Annotated in this window: 18 protein-coding genes; 15 read left to right on the top strand and 3 right to left on the bottom strand. The window is 30.8% G+C overall.

Going from position 1 to position 21,704, the window contains the following annotated elements; genetic code table 11:
* Positions 1-206 precede the first annotated feature (206 nt).
* From I0K12_RS01260 to I0K12_RS01240, 5 genes are all read left to right on the top strand, one after another.
* The gene (locus I0K12_RS01260; protein ID WP_196885085.1) at positions 207-6,119 is read left to right on the top strand and encodes a fibronectin type III domain-containing protein; all 5,913 of its coding nucleotides are present in this window, start codon (positions 207-209) and stop codon (positions 6,117-6,119) included.
* Between the two features lie 433 nt (positions 6,120-6,552).
* Positions 6,553-7,497, top strand: a complete 945-nt coding sequence (locus tag I0K12_RS01255; protein WP_196885084.1) for a glycosyltransferase — start codon at positions 6,553-6,555, stop codon at positions 7,495-7,497.
* Positions 7,498-7,510: 13 nt separating this feature from the next.
* Entirely contained in the window at positions 7,511-8,323 is an 813-nt protein-coding gene (gene murQ / locus I0K12_RS01250) for an N-acetylmuramic acid 6-phosphate etherase (protein ID WP_196885083.1), read from the top strand.
* Positions 8,320-8,556, top strand: a complete 237-nt coding sequence (locus tag I0K12_RS01245; RefSeq protein WP_196885082.1) for a DUF6095 family protein — start codon at positions 8,320-8,322, stop codon at positions 8,554-8,556. The genes murQ and I0K12_RS01245 overlap by 4 nt, the downstream gene beginning before the upstream one ends.
* Entirely contained in the window at positions 8,540-9,595 is a 1,056-nt protein-coding gene (locus I0K12_RS01240; protein ID WP_196885081.1) for a D-alanine--D-alanine ligase, read from the top strand. The genes I0K12_RS01245 and I0K12_RS01240 overlap by 17 nt, the downstream gene beginning before the upstream one ends.
* Here I0K12_RS01240 and I0K12_RS01235 read toward each other — a convergent pair.
* Positions 9,585-10,091: a DinB family protein gene (locus I0K12_RS01235; RefSeq protein WP_196885080.1), complete on the bottom strand. Its 507-nt coding sequence runs from the start codon at positions 10,089-10,091 to the stop codon at positions 9,585-9,587. The genes I0K12_RS01240 and I0K12_RS01235 overlap by 11 nt on opposite strands.
* 181 nt (positions 10,092-10,272) lie before the next feature.
* Here I0K12_RS01235 and I0K12_RS01230 point away from each other — a divergent pair, with 181 nt between their 5' ends.
* From I0K12_RS01230 to I0K12_RS01220, 3 genes are all read left to right on the top strand, one after another.
* On the top strand, positions 10,273-10,842 hold the full coding sequence (locus I0K12_RS01230; RefSeq protein ID WP_196885079.1) for a hypothetical protein: 570 nt from the start codon (positions 10,273-10,275) through the stop codon (positions 10,840-10,842).
* A gap of 179 nt (positions 10,843-11,021) precedes the next feature.
* Positions 11,022-11,588: a hypothetical protein gene (locus I0K12_RS01225; protein WP_196885078.1), complete on the top strand. Its 567-nt coding sequence runs from the start codon at positions 11,022-11,024 to the stop codon at positions 11,586-11,588.
* A 240-nt stretch (positions 11,589-11,828) separates the two neighbouring features.
* Positions 11,829-12,092 (top strand): hypothetical protein, encoded by a 264-nt coding sequence (locus I0K12_RS01220; protein WP_196885077.1) that lies wholly within the window; start codon positions 11,829-11,831, stop codon positions 12,090-12,092.
* A gap of 80 nt (positions 12,093-12,172) precedes the next feature.
* On the opposite strand, the gene htpG is transcribed toward I0K12_RS01220, so the two are convergent.
* Positions 12,173-14,071, bottom strand: coding sequence for a molecular chaperone HtpG (gene htpG, locus I0K12_RS01215; RefSeq protein WP_196885076.1), 1,899 nt, complete (start codon positions 14,069-14,071; stop codon positions 12,173-12,175).
* A gap of 425 nt (positions 14,072-14,496) precedes the next feature.
* Between htpG and I0K12_RS01210 the strand changes: the two genes are divergently transcribed.
* The 4 genes from I0K12_RS01210 to I0K12_RS01195 all read left to right on the top strand — a co-directional run bounded on the left by I0K12_RS01210 (position 14,497) and on the right by I0K12_RS01195 (position 18,600).
* Complete coding sequence (locus tag I0K12_RS01210) at positions 14,497-15,279, top strand: hypothetical protein (protein WP_196885075.1); 783 nt, start codon at positions 14,497-14,499, stop codon at positions 15,277-15,279.
* A 109-nt stretch (positions 15,280-15,388) separates the two neighbouring features.
* Positions 15,389-15,898 carry a hypothetical protein gene (locus I0K12_RS01205; protein WP_196885074.1) on the top strand — a complete coding sequence of 170 codons (510 nt, stop codon included), beginning with the start codon at positions 15,389-15,391 and terminating at the stop codon, positions 15,896-15,898.
* Positions 15,899-16,038: 140 nt separating this feature from the next.
* Positions 16,039-16,938 carry a hypothetical protein gene (locus I0K12_RS01200; RefSeq protein ID WP_196885073.1) on the top strand — a complete coding sequence of 300 codons (900 nt, stop codon included), beginning with the start codon at positions 16,039-16,041 and terminating at the stop codon, positions 16,936-16,938.
* 432 nt (positions 16,939-17,370) lie between these two features.
* Complete coding sequence (locus I0K12_RS01195) at positions 17,371-18,600, top strand: MFS transporter (protein WP_196885072.1); 1,230 nt, start codon at positions 17,371-17,373, stop codon at positions 18,598-18,600.
* Positions 18,601-18,746: 146 nt separating this feature from the next.
* Here I0K12_RS01195 and I0K12_RS01190 read toward each other — a convergent pair whose 3' ends face one another.
* Positions 18,747-18,971: a hypothetical protein gene (locus I0K12_RS01190; RefSeq protein ID WP_196885071.1), complete on the bottom strand. Its 225-nt coding sequence runs from the start codon at positions 18,969-18,971 to the stop codon at positions 18,747-18,749.
* A gap of 74 nt (positions 18,972-19,045) precedes the next feature.
* On the opposite strand from I0K12_RS01190, the gene I0K12_RS01185 reads away from it, so the two are divergent.
* From I0K12_RS01185 to I0K12_RS01175, 3 genes are all read left to right on the top strand, one after another.
* Positions 19,046-19,789, top strand: coding sequence for a hypothetical protein (locus tag I0K12_RS01185; protein ID WP_196885070.1), 744 nt, complete (start codon positions 19,046-19,048; stop codon positions 19,787-19,789).
* Positions 19,790-19,855: 66 nt separating this feature from the next.
* Positions 19,856-20,911: a sensor histidine kinase gene (locus I0K12_RS01180; protein ID WP_196885069.1), complete on the top strand. Its 1,056-nt coding sequence runs from the start codon at positions 19,856-19,858 to the stop codon at positions 20,909-20,911.
* Entirely contained in the window at positions 20,904-21,674 is a 771-nt protein-coding gene (locus I0K12_RS01175; RefSeq protein ID WP_231372676.1) for a LytR/AlgR family response regulator transcription factor, read from the top strand. Before I0K12_RS01180 ends, I0K12_RS01175 begins: the two co-directional genes overlap by 8 nt.
* The last annotated feature ends 30 nt before the right edge of the window (positions 21,675-21,704 follow it).

Here is a 21,704-nt window from a genome sequence, read left to right as displayed (position 1 = left end):
GTATTAACTAAATATCTAATAAGGTAATATGTTATTTGAGTATATTTTAAAAAATAAGGTTGTAATAAATGTAAATATTAAATTTGTCTTAATAAATTAGTCAATAAATAAAAATTTAACGATTTATTAAAATAATTATTTTAACAGAAAAAATATACATATTTTTAGCGAATAAATATTTAAGAATCCTAAAACAAATAATTTTTATGAAAAAAATTACTTTATTGATTTTTCTACTCACGCTCACTGTGTTTAATTGGAATGCACAAGCACAGTGTCCTGATGGAGAAACTACAGTTCTTTTAACGATTTCGGGAGGAAATTATCCTGGAGAAAAATGGATGAGTATTACGGATCAGCCTAATGGTGAAGGAGAAGTAATATGGGATCAATCTTATGGAACTGATGATGAAGGTGAATACGGAGCAAACGCTGGAACAACTGATTCAGTTAATGACGGAGAGCCATTTGAAATTTGTATTCCAGAAGGAACAACACTTTATATCAATGCATTCGATAAATATGGAGATAGTTGGGACGGAACAGTTTACGAATTAACAGATCCTTCAGGAACTATTTTAATCGCAAACAATGGAGGAGAATCTCCTGATAATGGTGAAGATTTAGATACAACTTCTACTTTTACAGATGAAGAAACTGAATTAGAGGTTTCTGAAGAATTCTCATTTACACCACCTACATGTCCTGCACCATCAGGAGTTTCATTTTCTAATATTACAGCTACTTCTATTGAAGTAAGTTGGGAAACTGGTGGAGCATCTGCTTGGGAAGTAATTATTTTAGAAGCATCAGCAGAAGCTCCTGGAGACGATGCTACTGGAACAGAAGCTTTAAATAATTCAAACTTTGAATTAAACTCATTAACTGAAAATACTTCATATATTGTATATATAAGAGATGTTTGTGCTGAAGATGATAAGAGTCCTTGGACTCCTAAAGCAGTTTCTACACCATATGCATGTCCATTCCCAACTGAAATTGATGTTGATAATATTACAGGAAATTCAGCTGAAATTACATGGGTTACTGGAGGAGCAGCTTCTTGGGAAGTTATTGTACAAGTTGCAGGATCTGATGCTCCAACAGAGGAATCTACAGGTACTGTAGTTGAAACTACAGCTTCTTATAATCCAATGGATTTAGCTGGTGTAACTTCTTATGAAGTTTATATTAGAGATATTTGTTCAGATGATGAAAAAAGTATTTGGGCAGGACCAATAGCATTCGAAACAACTTGTGCTACAATTGTACCTTATTATAATCAAAATTTCGCTTCTTATTTACCATCTTGTTGGGAAGAGAGAAGTGGAGGATCAGTTGCTGATGGACCTGGAGCTAATACTAGTTCTAACTGGGGACAAACTAATTTTATTAATGGAACAAACGCAAATGGAAGTGCAGCGAGAACTAATATGTATAGCACAAATAATCAAAATTGGTTATTAACTCCTTCTTTTGATGTAACTGCTGATGATTATGAAGTAAACTTTGATTTAGCTATTACACCATATGCAGCAACATCACAGGGTACATTTGGAGAAGGTCATACTTTATACTTATTGATTTCAACTGATAATGGAGCATCATGGGAAATAATCGAGTCTTGGAATAATGAATCAACTATTGATAATGAAAATCCAAACTTAACTTTCCCGCTAACTTCTTATACAGGAGTTGTACAATTTGCATTTTTTGCTGATGTTGCTTCAACAGCTTCAGGAGATAATGATGTTTTCGTAGATAATTTTGCTGTAAGAACTCCACCAACATGTCCAGTTCCTACTAATTTAGCTTCAGGAGTTATAACTAGTACTACTGCAGAAATTTCTTGGACTACTGGAGGAGCAGCTACTTGGGATGTTATTTTTGTAACTGCTGGGTCACCTTTCCCTGCAGAAGATGCAACAACAAACGTAACAGAAACAACTGATAACCCTCATACAGTAACAGGAATGGCTCCTGCAACAGATTATGATATTTATGTAAGAGATATTTGTGCTGCTGATGATAAAAGTTATTGGGTAGGACCAATCACTATTACTACAGAATGTGCTGTTTTTGACATTACTTATACTCAGGATTTTGAGAATTATTTACCAAACTGTTGGGAAACTGGAAGTGAAGGAAGTTTAACTGAAGGACCAGCAAATGATAGTAGTTTTTCATGGGCACAAGATGATTTTGGAAATGATACTGCTAATGCTAACGGAAAAGCTGCAAGAGAGAATATTTATGGTACTTCAGGATACCAATGGTTAATTGCACCATTTGTTGAAATTCCAGATGATGGATCTACATATGAAGTAAATTATGATTTTGCATTAACAAACTTTGCTGGTACAAATGAATCAGAATTAGGAGCAAATCAATTTGTTTATGTTTTATATAAATTAGAAGGAACAACGGATTGGGTATTATTAAATACTTTTGATTCTTCAACACCGATTTCAAATACAGGATCTAACTTTAGTTCATATTTATATGAAATTACAGGGCCTGTTCAAATTGCATTTGTAACTTTAGCAAATGGAAGTCCAGAAGATAGTGATTTCTTCGTTGATAACTTTAAATTCCAATTAGCACCAGACTGTTTAACACCAGCTAACTTAACGGCTTCAAATATTACAGCAACTTCTGCTGATTTAGAATGGCAAGGTTATGATGGATTAAATTGGGATATTGTACTTCAAGAAGAAGGAGCAGGAACACCAGATGATACTACTGTACCAACTGTAGAAGCACATGCTACAGAAACTTATAATGCTACAGGATTAAATTCAAATACATCTTACGAATACTATATCCAATCAAACTGTGCAGATGATCAAGAATCTGTATGGGTTGGACCATTTGTATTTGCTACACCGTGTGATAATATCACTCCAGATTATTCTCAAGATTTTGGAACTTATTTACCAGATTGTTGGACAGAAGGTAATGGAGGAAACAGTACTGATGGGCCTGAAAATACTAACTTAAATGACGATTGGCAAGAAGGAGATTTTGCAAATGACGGAACTAATGAAAATGGTCAAGCTGCAAAAATTGAAATGTCTGGTAATGGAGGAAAAGGGTGGTTAATCTCTCCTTATTTTGATATTCCAGCTGGTGATTTACATGAAGTAAGGTTTGATGTTGCTTTAACTGATTTTGGAACAAACCAAACTACTTTAACTGATGGATATTCTATCACATTATTATATACTACAGATTTAGGAGCAACATGGAATACATTAAATACGTATGACCATGACTCTTCTATTTCTAATTTAGGACAAGAAGACTTCGCTTATTTAGAAGATATTAATGGAGTTGTACAATTTGCATTTTTTGCAAACGAAGAAGTATGGGGATCTACATCTAACTTCTTTGTAGATAACTTCAAAGTACAATTAGCTCCAAGTTGTTTACAACCAACTGAGTTAACTGCTAATAATATTACTGGAACTACTGCTACTATTGATTGGGAAGGTGAAAATGGAACTACATGGGATGTTGTTGTTCAACCTGCTGGAACTGGAGAACCTACGGATTCTACAGAATTAACAGCAGAAGGATTAACAGAAACAACTTATGAATTAACAGATTTAGATGCTTTAACAGATTATGAATACTGGGTACAATCTACTTGTTCTGATACTGATGCTAGTTACTGGTCTGGACCTTATTACTTCTCTACTCCGTGTGCTAATTATACTCCAGAATATACGGAGCAGTTCGATGAATATTTACCAGAATGTTGGGAAGAAGCATCAGGAGGTTCTTTAACAGATGGACCTGAAAACTTTGGATCTTCTTCATGGGTAAATGATGATTTCGCTAATGATCCTACACATAGTTTTGGTCAATCAGCTAGAATCGAGGTTTATTCAGCAGGTTTAAATTGGTTGATTTCACCTAATATCGAAATTCCTGATACAGAAGATCATGAAGTAGTATTTGATTATGCATTAACAAATTGGTTCAATACTGATGAAGGTGTTCTAGGTGCAGAACAAACAGTAGATTTATTATATTCAAATGATGGAGGTGAAACTTGGACTAGTCTTGAGACTTGGGATAGTACATCAATTATTTCAAATACTGGAGATTATCATTTTGAGAATTTAGCAGGAATTTCTGGAGTTGTGAAGTTTGCATTTGTATCAAATGTAATTACTTTTAATTTCTCAGATGATGTGAACTTCTATGTTGATAATTTTAAAGTAAGAATTGCACCAACTTGTATTCAACCTTCGGATTTAGATGTACAAAATATCACTGCTACATCTGCAGATATCTCTTGGACTGAAGGAAATGCATCAGCTTGGGATATTATCATCCAAACTGCAAACTATGATGATCCTGCAGGAGATGCTACTCCAACAGTTTCTCAACATAATGCAACTAACTATTCTGCTAATACTTTAGCTCCTGCTACTTTATATGAAGTATATGTAAGAGACTACTGTAGTGATGATGATCAAAGTTTCTGGACTGGACCATTTACGTTCATGACACCTTGTGGTGATTTCTATGATATTCCATACTTAGAAGGATTTAACTCATATACTGCTTCTGAAACTTGTTGGACAGTATTAAATGCTAATGGAGATTCTGATGAGTGGGATATGAATTTTGAGGAAGCATTCTCTGAAGGAGATCAAGCTGCTTCTATCAAAACAGATTTAAATAATGGAAACAATGATGATTTCTTAATTTCTCCAGCTGTTAACTTAACAGGAGATGATATCTTAAGATTCAAGCATAAATCAGGTTCTGAAATTCAAGGAGACAACTTCCAGATTTTAGTTTCTGAAACAAATAACTTCGATTTATATACTCCAGGAGCTGATGGAAATGATGCTACAAATAATATTTCAGTATTATTACCATTAAACTCAAATGATGAAGGATATACAAATATCAATTTTGAGCAAATGGAGATTGATTTATCTTCAATGACTGGAATAAGATATTTTGCATGGCATATTCCAAGTATTGATGGATTAGATGGAACTAGTTTAACAATTGATGATGTTAAATTCATCAAAACTCCTAACTGTCCAGCTGTAATCAATATTACTACGACTGATATTTCAGATGTAACTGTAACATTAAACTGGGAAGATCCTGCAAACGTTGGAAACTATGATGTTGCTTACGTACCATTTGGAGCTGGATTACCAACTACTTGGACTGAAACAACAGATTTATTCTATGTTTTCACTGATTTAGATGCAAACACTAAGTATGACTTCTACGTAAGATCAGTTTGTGAAGATAATATCAACGAAAGTGAGTGGAGTGATCCTTCAACAGTACAAACTGCTTGTGGAATTATTACAGACTTACCATGGATTGAAGATTTCGAAAATATGGAAGAAGTAGGTGTGAATATCATTCCTGAGTGTATGGATGCAGAAGGTCAATACTACATGTCATTAGACCAAGAAGCTACTTTCAATAGACATGCAAATAGTGGATCAAACTACTTAGCTTTCGATTATGATTCTAATGCTTGGTTAAAAACTCCTTACTTCAACTTAGATAAAGACAAGAACTATAAGTTGAAATTCAAATATAGTACTTCAGGATTTGCTGGATTCCAATTCTCTGCATGGTTCGGAACTACTAGAGATGTTGAAAGTTATGAAGGTCATCCAATTGGATTTACACAAGGAGATGATGAGGACGAAGTATTAGATAACACTGAGTACGTTGAGTATAGTGCTGTTTTCTCTCCATTAGAGAGTGGACAAAACTCAATCGGAATCCACTTAGAGTCTGATATTATCGCGTTCTACTTAACTATTGATGATATTGAGTTAATCGAAACGGACGAGCCTGTAACTAATCCTGATGTGATTGGTGTTGGTGAAAACGTATTAGAAGGATTAAGTTTATATCCAAACCCAACTAATGATATCTTAAACGTAGAGTACAAGCAAGCAATTGATCATATTTCTGTTGTGAACTTATTAGGACAAGAAGTAATTAGCGTTACTCCAAACACTAACAAGCAAACAATCGATATGAGCCAATTAAGTACTGGTACTTATGTTGTAAAAGTAATTTCTGGAGGAAGCTTCGGAACTTATAAGATTATGAAAAACTAGGTTTTTTTTAAATATTTAAAATTAAAAAGCTCTCATTTTATGAGAGCTTTTTTTTTCTATGTATTTTTGGTCAAAATATCATTAAAAGAGTTGTTTTAATATACGTTATCACATTTGGAATTTTATAAGAATATTTTATTTCATTTAAGACACACCCCTAGCCCCTCTCAAGAGGGGAATTTAATTATCTGGGAATATTATAGTGATAATGATTAATAGCTTAGGGATTGTAGAGGAAAGCTTTTCTTTTTTGAAAATTAGAAATTCTTAGAAAACGGAGGCGACCTTAGAAGCCCACGGATTTCTTAGATATTCTTATTTGAAAAAAGAAAACTTGAAACGAAAAGCCCGACCTTGACTTTTTGAAAAAGGAAAGGGAAGCTCCAAAAAATGATAATGATTTTTACCTCAAAAATTTTAAATAGAAAAAACATTGAAATTTTCATTAGTAATACCTGTATATAATCGTCCAGAAGAGATTGATGAATTGTTGGAAAGTTTGACAAAACAAAAGGATTTTCAGCAAAAATTTGAAATAGTTGTAGTGGAAGATGGTTCGGAGAATTCGTCGGAAGAAGTTGTAAAGAAATATGAGAATCAGTTGAATGTTCAATATTTTTTTAAGGAAAATACAGGAGCTGGACAAAGTAGAAATTATGGAATGCAACGAGCAAAAGGTGATTATTTTATCATTTTAGATTCGGATTGTATTATTCCTGAAATGTATTTATATCATGTTTCTCAAACCTTGAAAAAACAATATACGGATGCTTTTGGTGGACCAGATGCAGCTCATAAATCTTTTACAATGTTGCAAAAAGCAATCAATTATTCGATGACTTCTTTGTTGACAACTGGTGGAATTCGTGGAAAGAAAAATGGAATTGGAAAGTTTCAGTTGCGTAGTTTTAATATGGGAATTTCGAAGAAAGCATTTCAAAAAACGAAAGGTTTTAGTAAAATGAAATATGGAGAAGATATTGATATGACTTTTCGTCTTTGGGAAAATGGTTTTAAAACACAATTGATTCCTTCGGCTTATGTTTTTCATAAAAGAAGATCGACTATTAAAGCATTTTTTAAGCAAACTTTCAATTTTGGAACAGCTCGTCCGATTTTAAACAAAAAATATCCAGAATCTGCTAAACTTACTTTTTGGTTTCCTTCTTTATTTGTTTTGTTTTCTGTTTTTGCAGCTATTTGTAGCCTTTTTAAATTCTTTGTACCATTTCAGTTTATTGGAATTTATTTAGCGTTTAATTTCTTTGCTGCAACGATGATGAATAAAAATGCATTGGTTGGATTTTTGGCTGTAATTACTACAATTGTACAGTTTTTTGGTTATGGATTAGGTTTTTTAAAGAGCAAATTATTTTAAGTACATTTGAATTATGAATTTTGAAAAAACAACAGAAAAAGACTCGAAATACAATCATTTGGAAGAAATGAGTGTGGGAGAACTTTTGACGAATATAAATAGAGAAGATCAAACAGTTGCGAATGCAGTTTCGAAAACGATTCCGCAGATTGAAAAATTTGTAACAGAATTGGTTTCGAAATTAAAAAAAGGAGGAAGATTATTCTACATAGGAGCAGGTACAAGTGGAAGACTTGGAATTTTAGATGCTTCGGAATGTCCACCAACTTTTGGCGTTTCTCATAATTTGGTGATTGGTTTGATCGCAGGAGGAGATACAGCGATTAGAAAAGCTGTGGAAAATGCAGAAGATGATAAAGAACAAGCTTGGAAAGATTTAAATCAATACGAAATAACTGAAAATGATTCTGTTGTTGGAATTGCTGCTTCAGGAACGACTCCTTATGTGATAGGAGGAATTCAGGAAGCGACAAAATTTGGTTGTACAACGGCATGTATTACTTGTAATGAAAACAGTCCGCTTTCGACAGTTGCTACGTATCCTATCGAAGTGATTGTTGGACCAGAGTTTGTGACAGGAAGTTCTAGAATGAAAGCAGGAACTGCACAAAAAATGGTTTTAAACATGATTTCGACTTCAGCAATGATACAGTTGGGGAGAATTAAGGGAAATAAAATGGTAGACATGCAGCTTTCGAATGATAAATTGGTATATCGAGGAACGAGAATGTTGATGGAAGAATTGAATATCGAAGAATCGGAAGCAAAAGAACTTTTAGAAAAATACAAAGGCGTTCGAAATGCTTTAAATAATTATAAAAAATGAGCACAGACAAAAATAAACTTGCAAAAGGTATAAAATATGAAGCTGGTGCATTACCATTAATTTTACTAGCTCCTTTTTTCATAAATATTGGCTTTAAAGCTATTAAAAGAAATGATAATTATTTATTTTTAATAGTTGGGATAATCCTTGCCATCATTGCTGTAGTTTTAGGAGTGATTGGTATTCGAATTATTTTAAGTGCATTGTTTGACAAAAATGAAGAAAGTAAGTAGTTTTAAAAAGATTTTTCAGTGGGAATATTGGCCATCGTACATGTTTTATGTACCGATACTTCCTTATGCGGTTTATTTAGCTTTAAAAAGTAGAAATCCGGTATTTTTTTCTGCAACAAATCCAGCGATAAAACATTCTGGAAATGGAGCCGAATCGAAGTATAAAACGATTCAATTGATTCCGGAAGAATTTCGTCCAAAAACAATTTTAGTAAAGAAAAAACATAGTTTTAAACAAACGATGACTGAAATTGAAAATGCTAGGATTGAATTTCCTTTGATTGCAAAACCAGATATTGGATTTAGAGGTTTGCTGGTGAAAAAAATTGATTCTCCTGAAATATTAGAAACTTACTTACAGCAATATAAAATTCCGATTATCATTCAAGAATTTGTTTCTTATTCAAATGAATGTGGACTTTTTTATTATAGAATTCCTGGAGAAGAAAAAGGAGATATTTCTTCTATCACGATTAAAAAATATTTGACTGTTTCTGGAAATGGAAAACATACATTAGAAGAACTAATTATTCAAGATGAAAGAGCGCAATTCTATTTAGATTTGATGCGAGAAATTCATGGAGAAGGCTTAAAAGAAGTTCCAGAAAATAATGAATCTGTTCTTTTGAATGTTATTGGAAATCATGCGAAAGGAACACAGTTTTTCAATGGGAATCATTTGATCGACGAGAAATTAGTGGAAAGTTTTGATGCTTTAAACCAACAGATTGAAGGTTGGTATTATGGGAGATTGGATATCAAATATGATAAGTTTGAAGATTTAAGAAAAGGAAAGAATTTTAAAATTTTAGAGATCAACGGAATTATCGCCGAGCCAACACATATTTATGATGCTACAAATCAGACTTATTTAAATTCTATAAGAACGATTAAAGATCATTGGAAAATGATTCATAAAATAGCAACTACAAATCATAATAAACATGGAATTCCTTATGCGAAAGTTTCGACTTTCTTAAAAGATATTAAAGAATTGTTGAATTATACAAAAAAAATAAAGGAGCTAACTAATTCTTAGCTCCTATCATTTGTTTTTCTTTCGGTGTAGATGGATTAAATCCGAAATCTTCATCAGGTAATTCAATGCTAAGTTGTGAAATAATATATCCAATACTTGCATAATGATGAATTGCGTGACTATGCGCTTGAATTAAAGCACTTGCAAGTGTGTAATTTGCACTTACTACTCCTAATCCTAAATCGTCTGAAACTGTAATTATCTTATCAAAATCTGTATTTGCTAATTCTTGAAGTCTTCTTTTTGTTTTCTCAAAATATGCAATCCCTTCTTCAGTTTTAGTTTCAGCCAAAGGGTTTCGTTTTCTCGCTACTAAATTTACCTTTTTTTCTGGTAGACCGTCAAAAATACAATCAAAAACATCTAGAATATGTCGCATATGTCCTCCGATACTTGAGTAATATGGAGCAACAGATTTGTCGCTATATTCTTCATCTGTAATTGATTCTAATAATTTTATACCACGATCTAAATTTTTTTCAATAGCTTCTATCATCTTAAAAATTAATTAATTATTACCCTGTCTGACGTAAATATATGAATAATATTACGCCTTTTTTTTATTTTTTTAGAAATATAATATTTTTTTAATCTAGCTAGCCTCATATTTTCGGCATGTTGTTTGAATAGTTCTAAAATATCGTTAAAAACAAGTATTAATTTAAACTAAAAGAATTATGAAAACAAGAATACTTATCATTATTGGGTTAGTTTTCAGTAGTTTTCAAATGATGGGATTTGAAAATACGGAACGAATAGAGAGTAGAAGGATATTTGAAGAACCAATTTATTTTGTAGAAAATAATATTGAATTTTATGTTTTTTCAAATGGAGATTTTGATTTTAACGCACTTCCAGAGACAGAATGTTATTATAAAAATGGAGTTCGATATGAGGTGGTTCAAGATAATAGACCTGTGAGAATTCGAAAGGATTATTATGGAAGAATTACTTCGGTAGGAAATGTTTCTATAAAATATTTAAGAGATGGAAAAGTATCAAGAATTGGACAAATTCGAATTAAATATCAAAATCATCATATTTGTCAAGTAGGACATCTGACTATTACTATAAACCCGCATGGTTATTATCATTATAGAGGATATGTAAATAAACCTCACAGACATTACCATAAAAAACGTTCAAATTATTATTCATACAATAAAAAGAAAAAACACTCTTCTAACTATTATTATAAAGAAAACTCTAAAAATAGAAGAGAATCTAGTAGGAGAAGCTCCTATTAAACAGCAAATAATAATTTGAAATTTATTGGTATCTAATTTTTAAACTAAATATATATAACCTATTTTTGTTAAAATTTATTTCGGAATATTTTAACCCCACGATTATTCCGAAATAAATTCAATAAAAATAGAATAATTACGTTGTCAATTTAATTTACAAAACTAAAACCTTTAAAACCTTGAAGAAGTTTATTTTAATCTTAAGCTTATGTTTCTCTCTTTTTGCATGTAATAAAAACACTGATTATATTATTGAAAAAGGACAAGTTGGGAATTTTACATCAAAAAATACTGCAGGAGAAATTAAAACAATCTTTGCAAAAGATTCCATTTCAGAAGTAAATTCAAATCAGGTTAGTGGATCAGACACTAACTTTTTAAATAAAGATGAGGATGAATATTTGATTTATTCTCCAGAAGGAAATGAATTATTAACTATCGTACCTCAAGAAGCGAATGATTCTCTTTCTAAAATTAAATATGTAGAAATCAATAGTCCATTATTTAAAACTAAAAAAGGACTTTCATTAAATTCTTCATTCAAAGACATCAAAGCAAATTACCAAATCAATAAAATAGAGAGCACTATATTTAATGTTACATTATTTATTGATGAATTAAACGCTACGATAGCTTTAGATAAAAATGACTTAGGATTAAAAGCATCAGATGCAAAAGGAGAAGTTGTAGCAGATCAAATTCCTGACCATGCGAAAATTAAATTTTTTACTATTTGGTTTAACTAAGAGTAAAATTAAAATATAAAGAAAAGCTGATTTGTATATTATTTACGAATCAGTTTTTTTATGTCTGAAAATCAGTTGTTTATCTTTTGTGTTTTAAGGTTTAATTCATTGAAAGTTAACGATTTATTGTTTTAATATTAAACTTTCCTTCTTTCACTAGAATTCTTTTTTGGTTAAAATTGTATAAGAAAAAGTATAATCAAATAACCTTGAAAATTTAAAAATTAGATATTTTATTTTATGAAAAAAAGAATTATAGATTACAAAAATTTAAATTCTGAAATTCTAGAATTGCTATTGACAAAATACCCAGAAGGATACACAAATAAAGATATTGTATCTTTTACAAATGTAAAAAATGAGTTGATAGAAGCGCTAGAAGTAAGAACAGAGGACACTATTTTTTTAGTGAAAGTAGAAAGTAAGCTTGAAGAAGCGATGGAAGATTTTGTGGTAGATATTGCAGAAGAAAACCTGATGACGGATATTTTTATAGGAATATAAAGAAACATTTAAGACATAAAAAAAGCCATCAATTACGATGGCTTTTTTAGTTTTTAATTCAAATATATGTTGTCAAAAGCTTATTTCTTGATCATTTCAAAGCTTCTTTTGATGAAGTTGGTTAATTCTTCACCATGTAAAAGGTTTTGAGAAAGTTTTGCTAAATCAAATCCTTGTTTAATTAATTCTTTTTGTACAGTCTCATCTTTTTCATTTAAAATAGATGCAACCATGTCATTGTTTGTATTTACAACTAAATTGTACATTTCTGGCATGTTCCCCATTCCGAACATTCCACCACCACCAGTAGCGCTCATTTCTTTCATACGACGCATAAATTCTGGAATTGTAATGATAAATGGATTTGCATTAGAATCCATTGCTTCTAATTGTACAGTATAGTTTTCTTTAGGAACATTTGCTTCAATGATTGGTTTTAAAGTTTCTTGTTCTTCTTCAGAAAGTTTACTTACAACATTTTCATCTTTCTTGATTAAATTATCAATATGATCTCCATCTACACGAACGAATGATACATTTTCTTTAGTAGATTCTAATTTTTGAATCAAGTGAGAAACAATTGGAGAATCTAATAAAAGAACTTCATAGTTTTTCGCTTTTGCAGCCTCGATGAAACTGTGTTGAGCTTTCTTATCAGAAGCATAAAGAACTACAGTTTTTCCATCTTTATCTGTTTGGTTGTCTTTGATTTTTTCAATTAATTCATCAAAAATGAAATACTCACCATCTACAGTTGGATATAAAGCGAATTTTTGTGCTTTCTCGAAGAATTTTTCTTCAGATAACATTCCATACTCGATAATTACTTTGATATCATCCCACTTTTCTTCGAAAGATTTTCTATCATTTTTGAAAAGAGAAGCTAATTTATCCGCAACTTTACGAGTGATGTAACTAGAAATTTTCTTTACAGCTCCATCAGCTTGTAGGTAAGAACGAGAAACGTTTAATGGAATATCTGGAGAATCAATCACACCACGTAACATTTGTAAGAAATCAGGAACAATTCCTTCTACATTATCCGTTACGAAAACTTGGTTTTGGTATAATTGGATTTTATCTTTTTGAGGATCCATGTTCTTCGTTAACTTAGGGAAATAAAGAATTCCTGTTAAGTTAAACGGATAATCCACGTTTAAGTGAATGTGGAATAAAGGCTCCTCAAATTGCATTGGATAAAGCTCACGATAGAAGTTTTTATAATCTTCATCTTCTAATTCGCTAGGTTTTTTTGTCCAAGCTGGGTTTGGATTGTTGATGAAATTGTCAACAACAACTTTTTCTTCTTTTGGCTCTTCACCTTCTGCAACTGGCTCCTCAGATTTGATAGTTTCTTCACGAGTTCCAAACTTAATTGGAATCGGCATAAACTTGTTGTATTTAGATAAAAGTCCTTCAATTTTAGCCTTATCTAAAAACTCTTCAGAATCTTCTGCAATGTGTAAAACGATTTCTGTTCCTCTATCTGCTTTGTCCGTTTCTTCTAAAGTATATTGTGGACTTCCGTCACATTCCCAACGAACTGCTTTAGAACCTTCTTGGAAAGATTTTGTGAAAATCTCCACTCTATCAGCAACCATGAAAGCAGAATAGAATCCAAGCCCGAAATGACCGATGATTCCAGAATCTTCTACTTTATCCTTATATTTTTCAACAAATTCTTCCGCACCAGAAAAAGCAACTTGGTTGATGTATTTTTCCACTTCTTCTCCTGTCATTCCAATTCCTTGGTCGATAATACGGATTTCCTTTGCGTCTTTGTCAACTTTTACTTCTAAGATAGGCTCTCCGATTTCTCCTTTAACTTCTCCAAGTTTAGAAAGATGTTTCAATTTCAAAGTTGCATCCGTTGCATTTGAAATTAACTCACGTAAAAAGATTTCGTGATCAGAGTATAAGAACTTTTTAATAATAGGGAAAATATTTTCCGCTGTTACATTAATATTTCCTGTAGCCATAATTTATATTTTCTTTTAATTTTTTAATTCAAATTTATAATGTCATTCAGTTATGGGTATGTAAAATCTACAAAAACCAATAAAATTTTATTCTGAATGTATCTCCTTCGAGATTTCTGTGTTTTTGTTTTCGAAACACGATTAGCTTTTAGTCAAAGAAAATACCAAAACGGTTTTTATGACATTGTGTCGGAAATGATAGGTTTTGTTATGACAAAATGATAGTTTTTTTTAGTTTTTAGTAAAAATTTGCGTGTCAATTTGAATAAAACATGTACGAAATTTTCTAAAATTATCAAAAGTTGATTTTTTGTTTTAAAAAATATTTTCTTCGATTAAAATTTTAAAAACTGAAAATAAAACTCATAAAATATTTTATCACCCTTGGCTTAGTATTTGATAAAATGTGTGAAAAATAATTTTTTATGAAAAGAATATTAAAATACACATTATTGTCTATTTTTTTAACAACAAATATTGCTATTGGACAAGTATCTGAAATCAAAGAAAAGGTTGATATTCAAGCGGAATTAGATAATGAAAAGTCAGGGAGTTCTTCGAGTAAAAGTTCTAGAAGTTCTGGAACTACAGTTGGAGAAAGTATCATCGCAGAATTTTTTGCAGAAATACTTTACGGAATAGGTTATGTAACAGTTTTAGCGGTAGATGCTGGTCAAGAACATACTTTAGATCAAAAACATTTACATCCAGAATATGTTTCTTTGGAAATTAACACTCCTTTAGCTTATGGTTTTCCAAATGATTATTTTTTAACCCAACCAAAAATACAAGGGAACTGGGGAATTTTCGCATCCGAGTTTCGATATTCTTATTTAAAAGACAACACAGGAGATTTAGCAACTCTTGATTGGCAAATTCTAAAAGTTAAACTTCCAATCAAAGGTTTTCAGCCATTTTTTGGTATTGGTTTTAGTTATCTTTTTAGTCCTGAAGAAACGTATTTTGAATATTCAACTGGTTTTGATTGGCGTATGTCTCAGCAAAAAGTGAATTGGAGCTGTGTATATCGAAGAGCAACAGATAACGATGCAACTTTTAGACAAGAACTAGAAATGAAAGTGGATTATTTGGTTTATAAAAAAGATAATTTTCATATTTATCCGCAGATTGGAGTGAATTATCAGAATTATTTTGAAACAATAGATGTTACTTCTTTTAATCTTGGTATGACTTTTAGATTTCAATAAAAATTTTTTTAATAATTCTTTCAGAAAAGACGGTTTTAGGTTTTTGTAAATTTATATAAGAGTTGGAATTTTAAGATTTCAGCTTTTTTTAAATCTCAAAAATAAAATCATGAAGTCAATTTTACCTTTATTATTTATCTGTGTTTTGTTTTTTTCTTGTGCTACAGACGATGATACTTCCAACATGCCAATGATTAAAGAAAACGAAGCAAGAATTGATATGAGTCAGTTAAACTCTGTGGAATATTTCACTACAAGAGTAGATTTAAGGCGAATTTTCTATGACAATGAGAAAAATGATTTAATTGTAGAGTGGACGTATACTTCAAATTATCCTAATTTTGGTGGATTTCGAGTGGTTTTTGGTAATGAAAATTATGATGTTTATGCGGGAACAGGACATGTTTTTGATGTAGATACAACCGATGAATTCACAACAACAGGAGTTTTAAATCTAGATACTTTCGGAACTATAGATAGAGTTTTTACTATTTATATTTTTCCTGTTGGAGAGTCTCAGGGAGTTTTAGATTATAATTTGTTTTATGAAAATAAACCTGTAAAAGGAGATGGAATAAACAAGAAAATTTATTTCGATCATGGAGAAATTAAAGTATAATTTGAAAAAGAAGTTTTTTTAGATTTCAATAAAAATCTTTTTAATAATTCTTTCAGAAAAGACGGTTTTAGGTTTTTGTAAATTTATACAAGAGTTAAAATTTCAATATTTCAGCTTTTTTTAATCTCAAAAATAAAATCATGAAGTCAATTTTACCTTTATTATTTATCTGTGTTTTGTTTTTTTCTTGTGCTACAGACGATGATACTTCCAATATGCCAATGATTAAAGAAAACGAAGCAAGAATTGATATGAGTCAGTTAGGTTCTGCTGTTTTTTTTACTACCAGAGTTGATCTCGAAAATATTTATTATGAATATGATGGAAATAATGTAGTTGTAGAATGGTCTTTCACTTCAGATTATCCATCTTTTGGAGGTTTTCAAGTTATTTTTGGAAATGGAGAATATGATGCTATTGCTGGAACAGGACATATTTTTCATGTAGTAACAACAGATGAAAATACAACTTCAGCATCTTTAAACTTAGATGATATCGGAAGTATAAATAGAGTTTTTACGATTTATATTTTCCCACTTACAGATTCTTTGGGTATTTTGGATTATAATTTATTTTATGAAAATAAGCCAGTAAAAGGAGATGATGTAAATAAGAAAATTCAATACGATCATGGTGTTATTAAGGTACAATATGATTGTAATAAAATTCAAGATCCTAGTTTTTGTCCGTGTATAAGTGGCGTTCCTAGTTGGAATGAAGTACAACTTTATTATGAAAATTCGTATGTAGAGTATGAATCGATGATTTATAAAAATTCCATCGAAGTTTCAAGTTATTTTACCCCACCGAATAGTAGTCTTTGGGAAAATTTGGGACCAGTTTCTGAAGGAAATTTTCCGATGTTAGATGAAGATTGTGATGATTATTCCCAATGGATTTCAGGAACCAATTATGCAGCAGACGGAATGGTAACTTTTGAAAAAGGAGTTTATAAAACAAGAACAGAAATTATGAATTCGGTCGTACTACCTTCTGATGATCCAAATTTTGAATTTATAGGTTCTTGTAATTGTGATTAAATATTCATTTTCAAATTCCCCTCTTGAGAGGGGCTAGGGGTGTGTTTTAAATTAAATATTTGGACAAAATACCAAACGTGATAATGTTTGTTCATTTTCAAAATTTTATCTTTTATTAAAAAACATATTTCATTAACTTAAAGAATCAAATTTTTAACCTTTTTAAAGCATATAATTGAAATCTAACTTTTAGATGCTAAGCTTTAAATTAAATGTTTAACGAAATTTAATTGACCTATTTTTAAAATTGTAAAAATCAAGAATTTTGAAAAAAATAGACGAGAAATTGTTTGAGTGACAGCGAGTTTTTTTGAGTCTTTTTCAAAATTTGTAGATTTTTTGATTTTAAAAATTAAGTCTTGATTTTTTTGGTTCGTTTTTTTATCAAGAAAAAAATGAACAAACTAATGTTTTGAAAATGATTTTTTAATTATGAAACAACATCAAGAACATTCTCTGTTTAGTTTACCAGTTTTGATTGCTATGTTTGGTTATTTGGTAGATGTCTATGATATTGCAATTTTTGGAATTCTTCGTGTGGAAAGTTTACAAGATTTGGGTTTAAATGCACAAGAAATATCTGTACAAGGAACATGGATTATCAATCTGCAATTGATAGGAATGATTCTCGGAGGTTTTGTTTTTGGAGTTCTTGGGGATAAATGGGGAAGAAAAAATATTCTTTTCACTTCTATTTTTATTTATTCAACAGCCACGCTTTTAAATGCTTTTGTTCATCATATAGAAATGTATATGATTCTTCGGTTTTTAGCAGGTTTTGGTCTTGCAGGAGAGTTGGGAGCAGGAATTACGCTGATGGCAGAAACTGTGAAAAAAAAACACCGAAGTTATGCTACTTCGCTCATTACAGGAATTGGTCTTCTAGGAGGTTCTTTAGCATTTTTAGTTTATGATTATACTACTTGGAGAACAGCTCTTTTCATTGGAGGTGTTTTAGGATTTTTACTTCTTTTTGCTCGTGCAAGATTTTTGGATTCACATCTTTTTGAAAAAACAAAAAATACGCTGGAAGAAACACATCTTGGAAGTTTAAAATTGCTTTTTTTTCGAAAAGAGATTTTTCATAAATACTTATTTTGTTTAGGAGTTGCCGTGCCAATTCAGTTTTTCTATGGGATGTTTATTTTCTTAGCAAATGAAATGACAAAAGCTTTAGGTTTCGAGCAGCCAGTAGAAGTAGGAGTTTGTGTGTTATGGTATTTTGTAGGAAATGCAATTGGAGATTTGTTCAGTGGGCCTTTGAGTTTTTATTTAAAATCAAGGAAAAAAGTAATTCGTCTTTTGACTACAGGATTATTTATTTTAATGATTTTGACTTTAAGTGATGTTTTCAGTACTACAACATTGTATTATGCTTTATCTCTGATTAGTGGAATTATTGCAGGATTCTGGGCTTTGTTTTTAATTACAACTTCCGAAAATTTTGGAACAAATCTTAGAGCTACAGCAACCGTTTCTGCTCCAAATATCGTTCGTGGAATTCTGATTTTCTTCTTTATAGCTTATCAAAGTTTAAAACCAACTTTTGGTGTGATTCATACCGTGATTATTCTTTCTGTTATTTGTTTAATAATCTCTGTAATTTCAAATTGGAAACTGAAAGAGAGTTTTGGAAAAGATTTGGATTATACGGAAACGTGAAAATAGCAGTGATTGTGTGGAATAAAATTCTATTAACTGTTGAAATTGAATTTATCAAAACTTATGTTAAGGTAGTTTAAATACACACCCCCTAGCCCCTCTCGAGAGGGGAATTTATTATTCTACATTAAACGTGAAATTTCAATTTACCTTGAAACTGCGCTAGGGATAGAGGCATTTGTTGGAGCTCTTTTGGCTGCCTGCATTTTTGCAGCCAAAAAGCGACTGCCGAAAGCCCGACATTTTTTCTTTTTTGATAAAAAAAGAAAGGTATGGAGCGCCCAAATATTTATCTTCAAAATTTTTACTTTTTCTAAAAAATACTTCAACAGAAAATTTCCTTGATTCATATTATTTTTTCCTTGGTTCATCAGAAATGCGTTTTTGAATTGTAGGTTCTGTTCTACTTTTGATTTCAGAAATAAAAAACAAAACCATATATATCATGAAAAATCAAAAGAGAGAATTAATTTTTTTAAGAACATTTGCAGTATCAGTTGGAATCGGAATTTTTGCTTTTATGTCTTTCGCATTTAAAAACGGGAATCCTTTCAACCAAAAATTTGGAACTATCGATGTGGAAAGAATCAATATTGTAGAAAATGACGGAACCGTAAAAATGGTGATTACCAATGTAGAAAATTTCCCAGTTAGCGGAGATACGATTAATGGAAATAACAACCATGATCGAAAAAAGCGAGCAGGAATGTTGTTTTTCAATGAAGACGGAATAGAATGTGGAGGATTTATTTATGACGGAGCGAAAAACGAAAGAGGACATTCTGCGGGACTTTCGCTGACTTATGATCAGTATAATGGAGATCAGGTGATGCAATTACTTTCTACAGATAGTGAAGTTGACGGAGATCGAAGAAAATATAATTCTTTGGTGTTTAATGACCGAAGTGACAGCGAATCACAAGAGGAATTGCGAAGATTAAGTGCAGAATTAAGTGCGATTAAAGATCCTGAATTAAAAAGAAAAAGATATAAAGAACTGAAGGAACAAGGACATTTTTCAAGTGTGAGACGAGTTGCTTTAGGACAGTTTCCTGGAAACCAAAATGGATTATTCTTGTTTGATGAAAAAGGAAATCCGAGAGCGAAATTTTGTGTAGATCATAATAATGAAGTGAAATTATTAGCTTTCGACGAAAAAGGAAACACAGTTGGTTCTTGGCCTAATTAATAACTTATTTTAGCAATTGTAACTCAGATTTTGTGGTTGCAATTGCTAATTTTTTTACTCAAAAAGATGAAAAACGTTTTTAGTTATTTTAAAAAATACCGATATTTTTTACTTTTTTTATTTGTTTTCGCATGGATTATAAATCTGAACAATATTCTGAAAATTTCTCGTGGATCTTGGGAGAATATTCCTTTTCATATTGATGCGCCTTTTTGGATTTTTTTGCAAGGAGTTATTATTTTTTCATTGATTGCGATTATTAAGAAAAAAATTGAAAAGAAATCGAAAGACGAATTTCCTTCTCTAAAAAAATATCTAAAGTATTTTGGAATTGGATTTATTGGTTATATGATTTATTATAATCTGTTTGCGCTTTTAATTTCTTTTATTTTCAACACTTTTGATCGAAATTTTGAATCTTGGAATCAGGTGATTTTTTTGAATTTATATCGAGTAGTGGATTTCTTTATTTTCGGAGGATTTTCTTTGGCTTATCTGTATTTTATGGATAGTAAAAACTATAGAAAGTTGATGAATGCTTATAAAATGAGTGATGCGAAAAGTAAAATTCAGCAATTACAAAATCAGTTAAATCCGCATTTTCTTTTTAATAATTTAAATGTGTTAGATGTTTTAATTATTGAAGACCCGGACAAGGCTTCAGTTTTCTTAGGTCGATTTTCGGAAGTGTATCGCTTTTCACTTGTAAATTCGGATAAGCAATTGATTTCGCTGCAAGAAGAATTGATTTTTGCAGAGAATTATTTTAAGCTGATGGAAGAAAAATATCAGGATTATTATCAGTTAGAGATTGATGATTCTATAAAAGAACTTACTTTGCATGTGCCGCCTTTTTGTTTGCAAATTCTGATTGAAAATGCGATTTTACATAATTTAGGAACTTCTAAAAATCCTGTGAAAATCCGTGTTTATTGGAAGAAAGGAATTAAAGTAGAAAATAATAAAATAGCTCTAAAAAGAAAAAAGAAAACGAATGGTGTAGCTTTAAAAAATTTGAACGAACAGTTTTTACTTTTGTTCAATAAAGCTATAGAAATACAAGAAACTGAAGAAGTTTTTTATGTGAAATTACCAATGGTAAAAATGAATGAATATGTATAAGATTGCGATTATTGAGGATGAAGCTCCTGCGAGAAAAAAACTGAAATTATATATTGAAAAACTAGGTGTTCCGTATGAAATAATTACTGAATTAGAAACGGTGGATGATACTTTGGATTTTTTGAAAACGAATCCGGAGGTAGATGTGATTTTTTCAGATATTGAACTAAGAGACGGAAATGTTTTTGATGTTTATAGTTCATTGACGGTAAAAACTCCGATTATATTTTCTACTGCATACAATGATTTTTGGATGAATGCTTTTGAAACAAACGGAATCGAATATCTTTTGAAACCTTATACTTTTGTGCGTTTTGAAAAAGCTTGGAATAAATTTCAGACTTTAAAAGATAATTTACAACAAAACCAACAATCGATTTTTAAAGAATTAGATTCTTATTTTCAACAAAAAAACAAACCAATTTATAAGGATTTTATCTCTGTAAAAACTTCTAATGGAATTTACTTTTTAAAAACACAAGAGATCGCATATTTTCAGGCAGATCATGGTGTTGTTTTCGCTTTTGATCAGCAAGAAAAAAAACATTTATTAAACCAAAATTCGCTTACTTCGATTCAAGAAATTTTAGATCCTGAACTGTTTTTTAAAATAAATAGGGGAGAGTTGGTGAATAAAAATTTTGTGGAAAGAATAAATCGATATAATAAAAATACAGTTTCGATTACTCTTAAAAACTTAAAAGCAGTTTTGAAAACAAGTCAAACGACTACTGCGACTTTTAATAGTTGGATGGGGGTTTGAGTTGAAAAAATGTTTTGAATTTCCAGATAT

Origin of the sequence: Aureivirga sp. CE67 (assembly GCF_015767245.1) — a bacterium.
Taxonomy (GTDB): domain Bacteria; phylum Bacteroidota; class Bacteroidia; order Flavobacteriales; family Flavobacteriaceae; genus Aureivirga.
Note: the sequence above shows the minus strand (reverse complement) of the source record. Positions and strands in the feature narration are given on the sequence as shown.

Excerpts from the sequence above, each read along its gene's own strand:
- I0K12_RS01260 (WP_196885085.1), top strand. The coding sequence starts at position 207 with ATGAAAAAAATTACTTTATTGATTTTTCTACTCACGCTCACTGTGTTT.
- murQ (WP_196885083.1), top strand. The coding sequence starts at position 7,511 with ATGAATTTTGAAAAAACAACAGAAAAAGACTCGAAATACAATCATTTG.
- I0K12_RS01245 (WP_196885082.1), top strand. The coding sequence starts at position 8,320 with ATGAGCACAGACAAAAATAAACTTGCAAAAGGTATAAAATATGAAGCT.
- I0K12_RS01240 (WP_196885081.1), top strand. The coding sequence starts at position 8,540 with ATGAAGAAAGTAAGTAGTTTTAAAAAGATTTTTCAGTGGGAATATTGG.
- I0K12_RS01235 (WP_196885080.1), bottom strand. The coding sequence starts at position 10,091 with ATGATAGAAGCTATTGAAAAAAATTTAGATCGTGGTATAAAATTATTA.
- I0K12_RS01230 (WP_196885079.1), top strand. The coding sequence starts at position 10,273 with ATGAAAACAAGAATACTTATCATTATTGGGTTAGTTTTCAGTAGTTTT.
- I0K12_RS01220 (WP_196885077.1), top strand. The coding sequence starts at position 11,829 with ATGAAAAAAAGAATTATAGATTACAAAAATTTAAATTCTGAAATTCTA.
- htpG (WP_196885076.1), bottom strand. The coding sequence starts at position 14,071 with ATGGCTACAGGAAATATTAATGTAACAGCGGAAAATATTTTCCCTATT.
- I0K12_RS01210 (WP_196885075.1), top strand. The coding sequence starts at position 14,497 with ATGAAAAGAATATTAAAATACACATTATTGTCTATTTTTTTAACAACA.
- I0K12_RS01205 (WP_196885074.1), top strand. The coding sequence starts at position 15,389 with ATGAAGTCAATTTTACCTTTATTATTTATCTGTGTTTTGTTTTTTTCT.
- I0K12_RS01200 (WP_196885073.1), top strand. The coding sequence starts at position 16,039 with ATGAAGTCAATTTTACCTTTATTATTTATCTGTGTTTTGTTTTTTTCT.
- I0K12_RS01195 (WP_196885072.1), top strand. The coding sequence starts at position 17,371 with ATGAAACAACATCAAGAACATTCTCTGTTTAGTTTACCAGTTTTGATT.
- I0K12_RS01190 (WP_196885071.1), bottom strand. The coding sequence starts at position 18,971 with ATGAACCAAGGAAAAAATAATATGAATCAAGGAAATTTTCTGTTGAAG.
- I0K12_RS01185 (WP_196885070.1), top strand. The coding sequence starts at position 19,046 with ATGAAAAATCAAAAGAGAGAATTAATTTTTTTAAGAACATTTGCAGTA.
- I0K12_RS01180 (WP_196885069.1), top strand. The coding sequence starts at position 19,856 with ATGAAAAACGTTTTTAGTTATTTTAAAAAATACCGATATTTTTTACTT.
- I0K12_RS01175 (WP_231372676.1), top strand. The coding sequence starts at position 20,904 with ATGTATAAGATTGCGATTATTGAGGATGAAGCTCCTGCGAGAAAAAAA.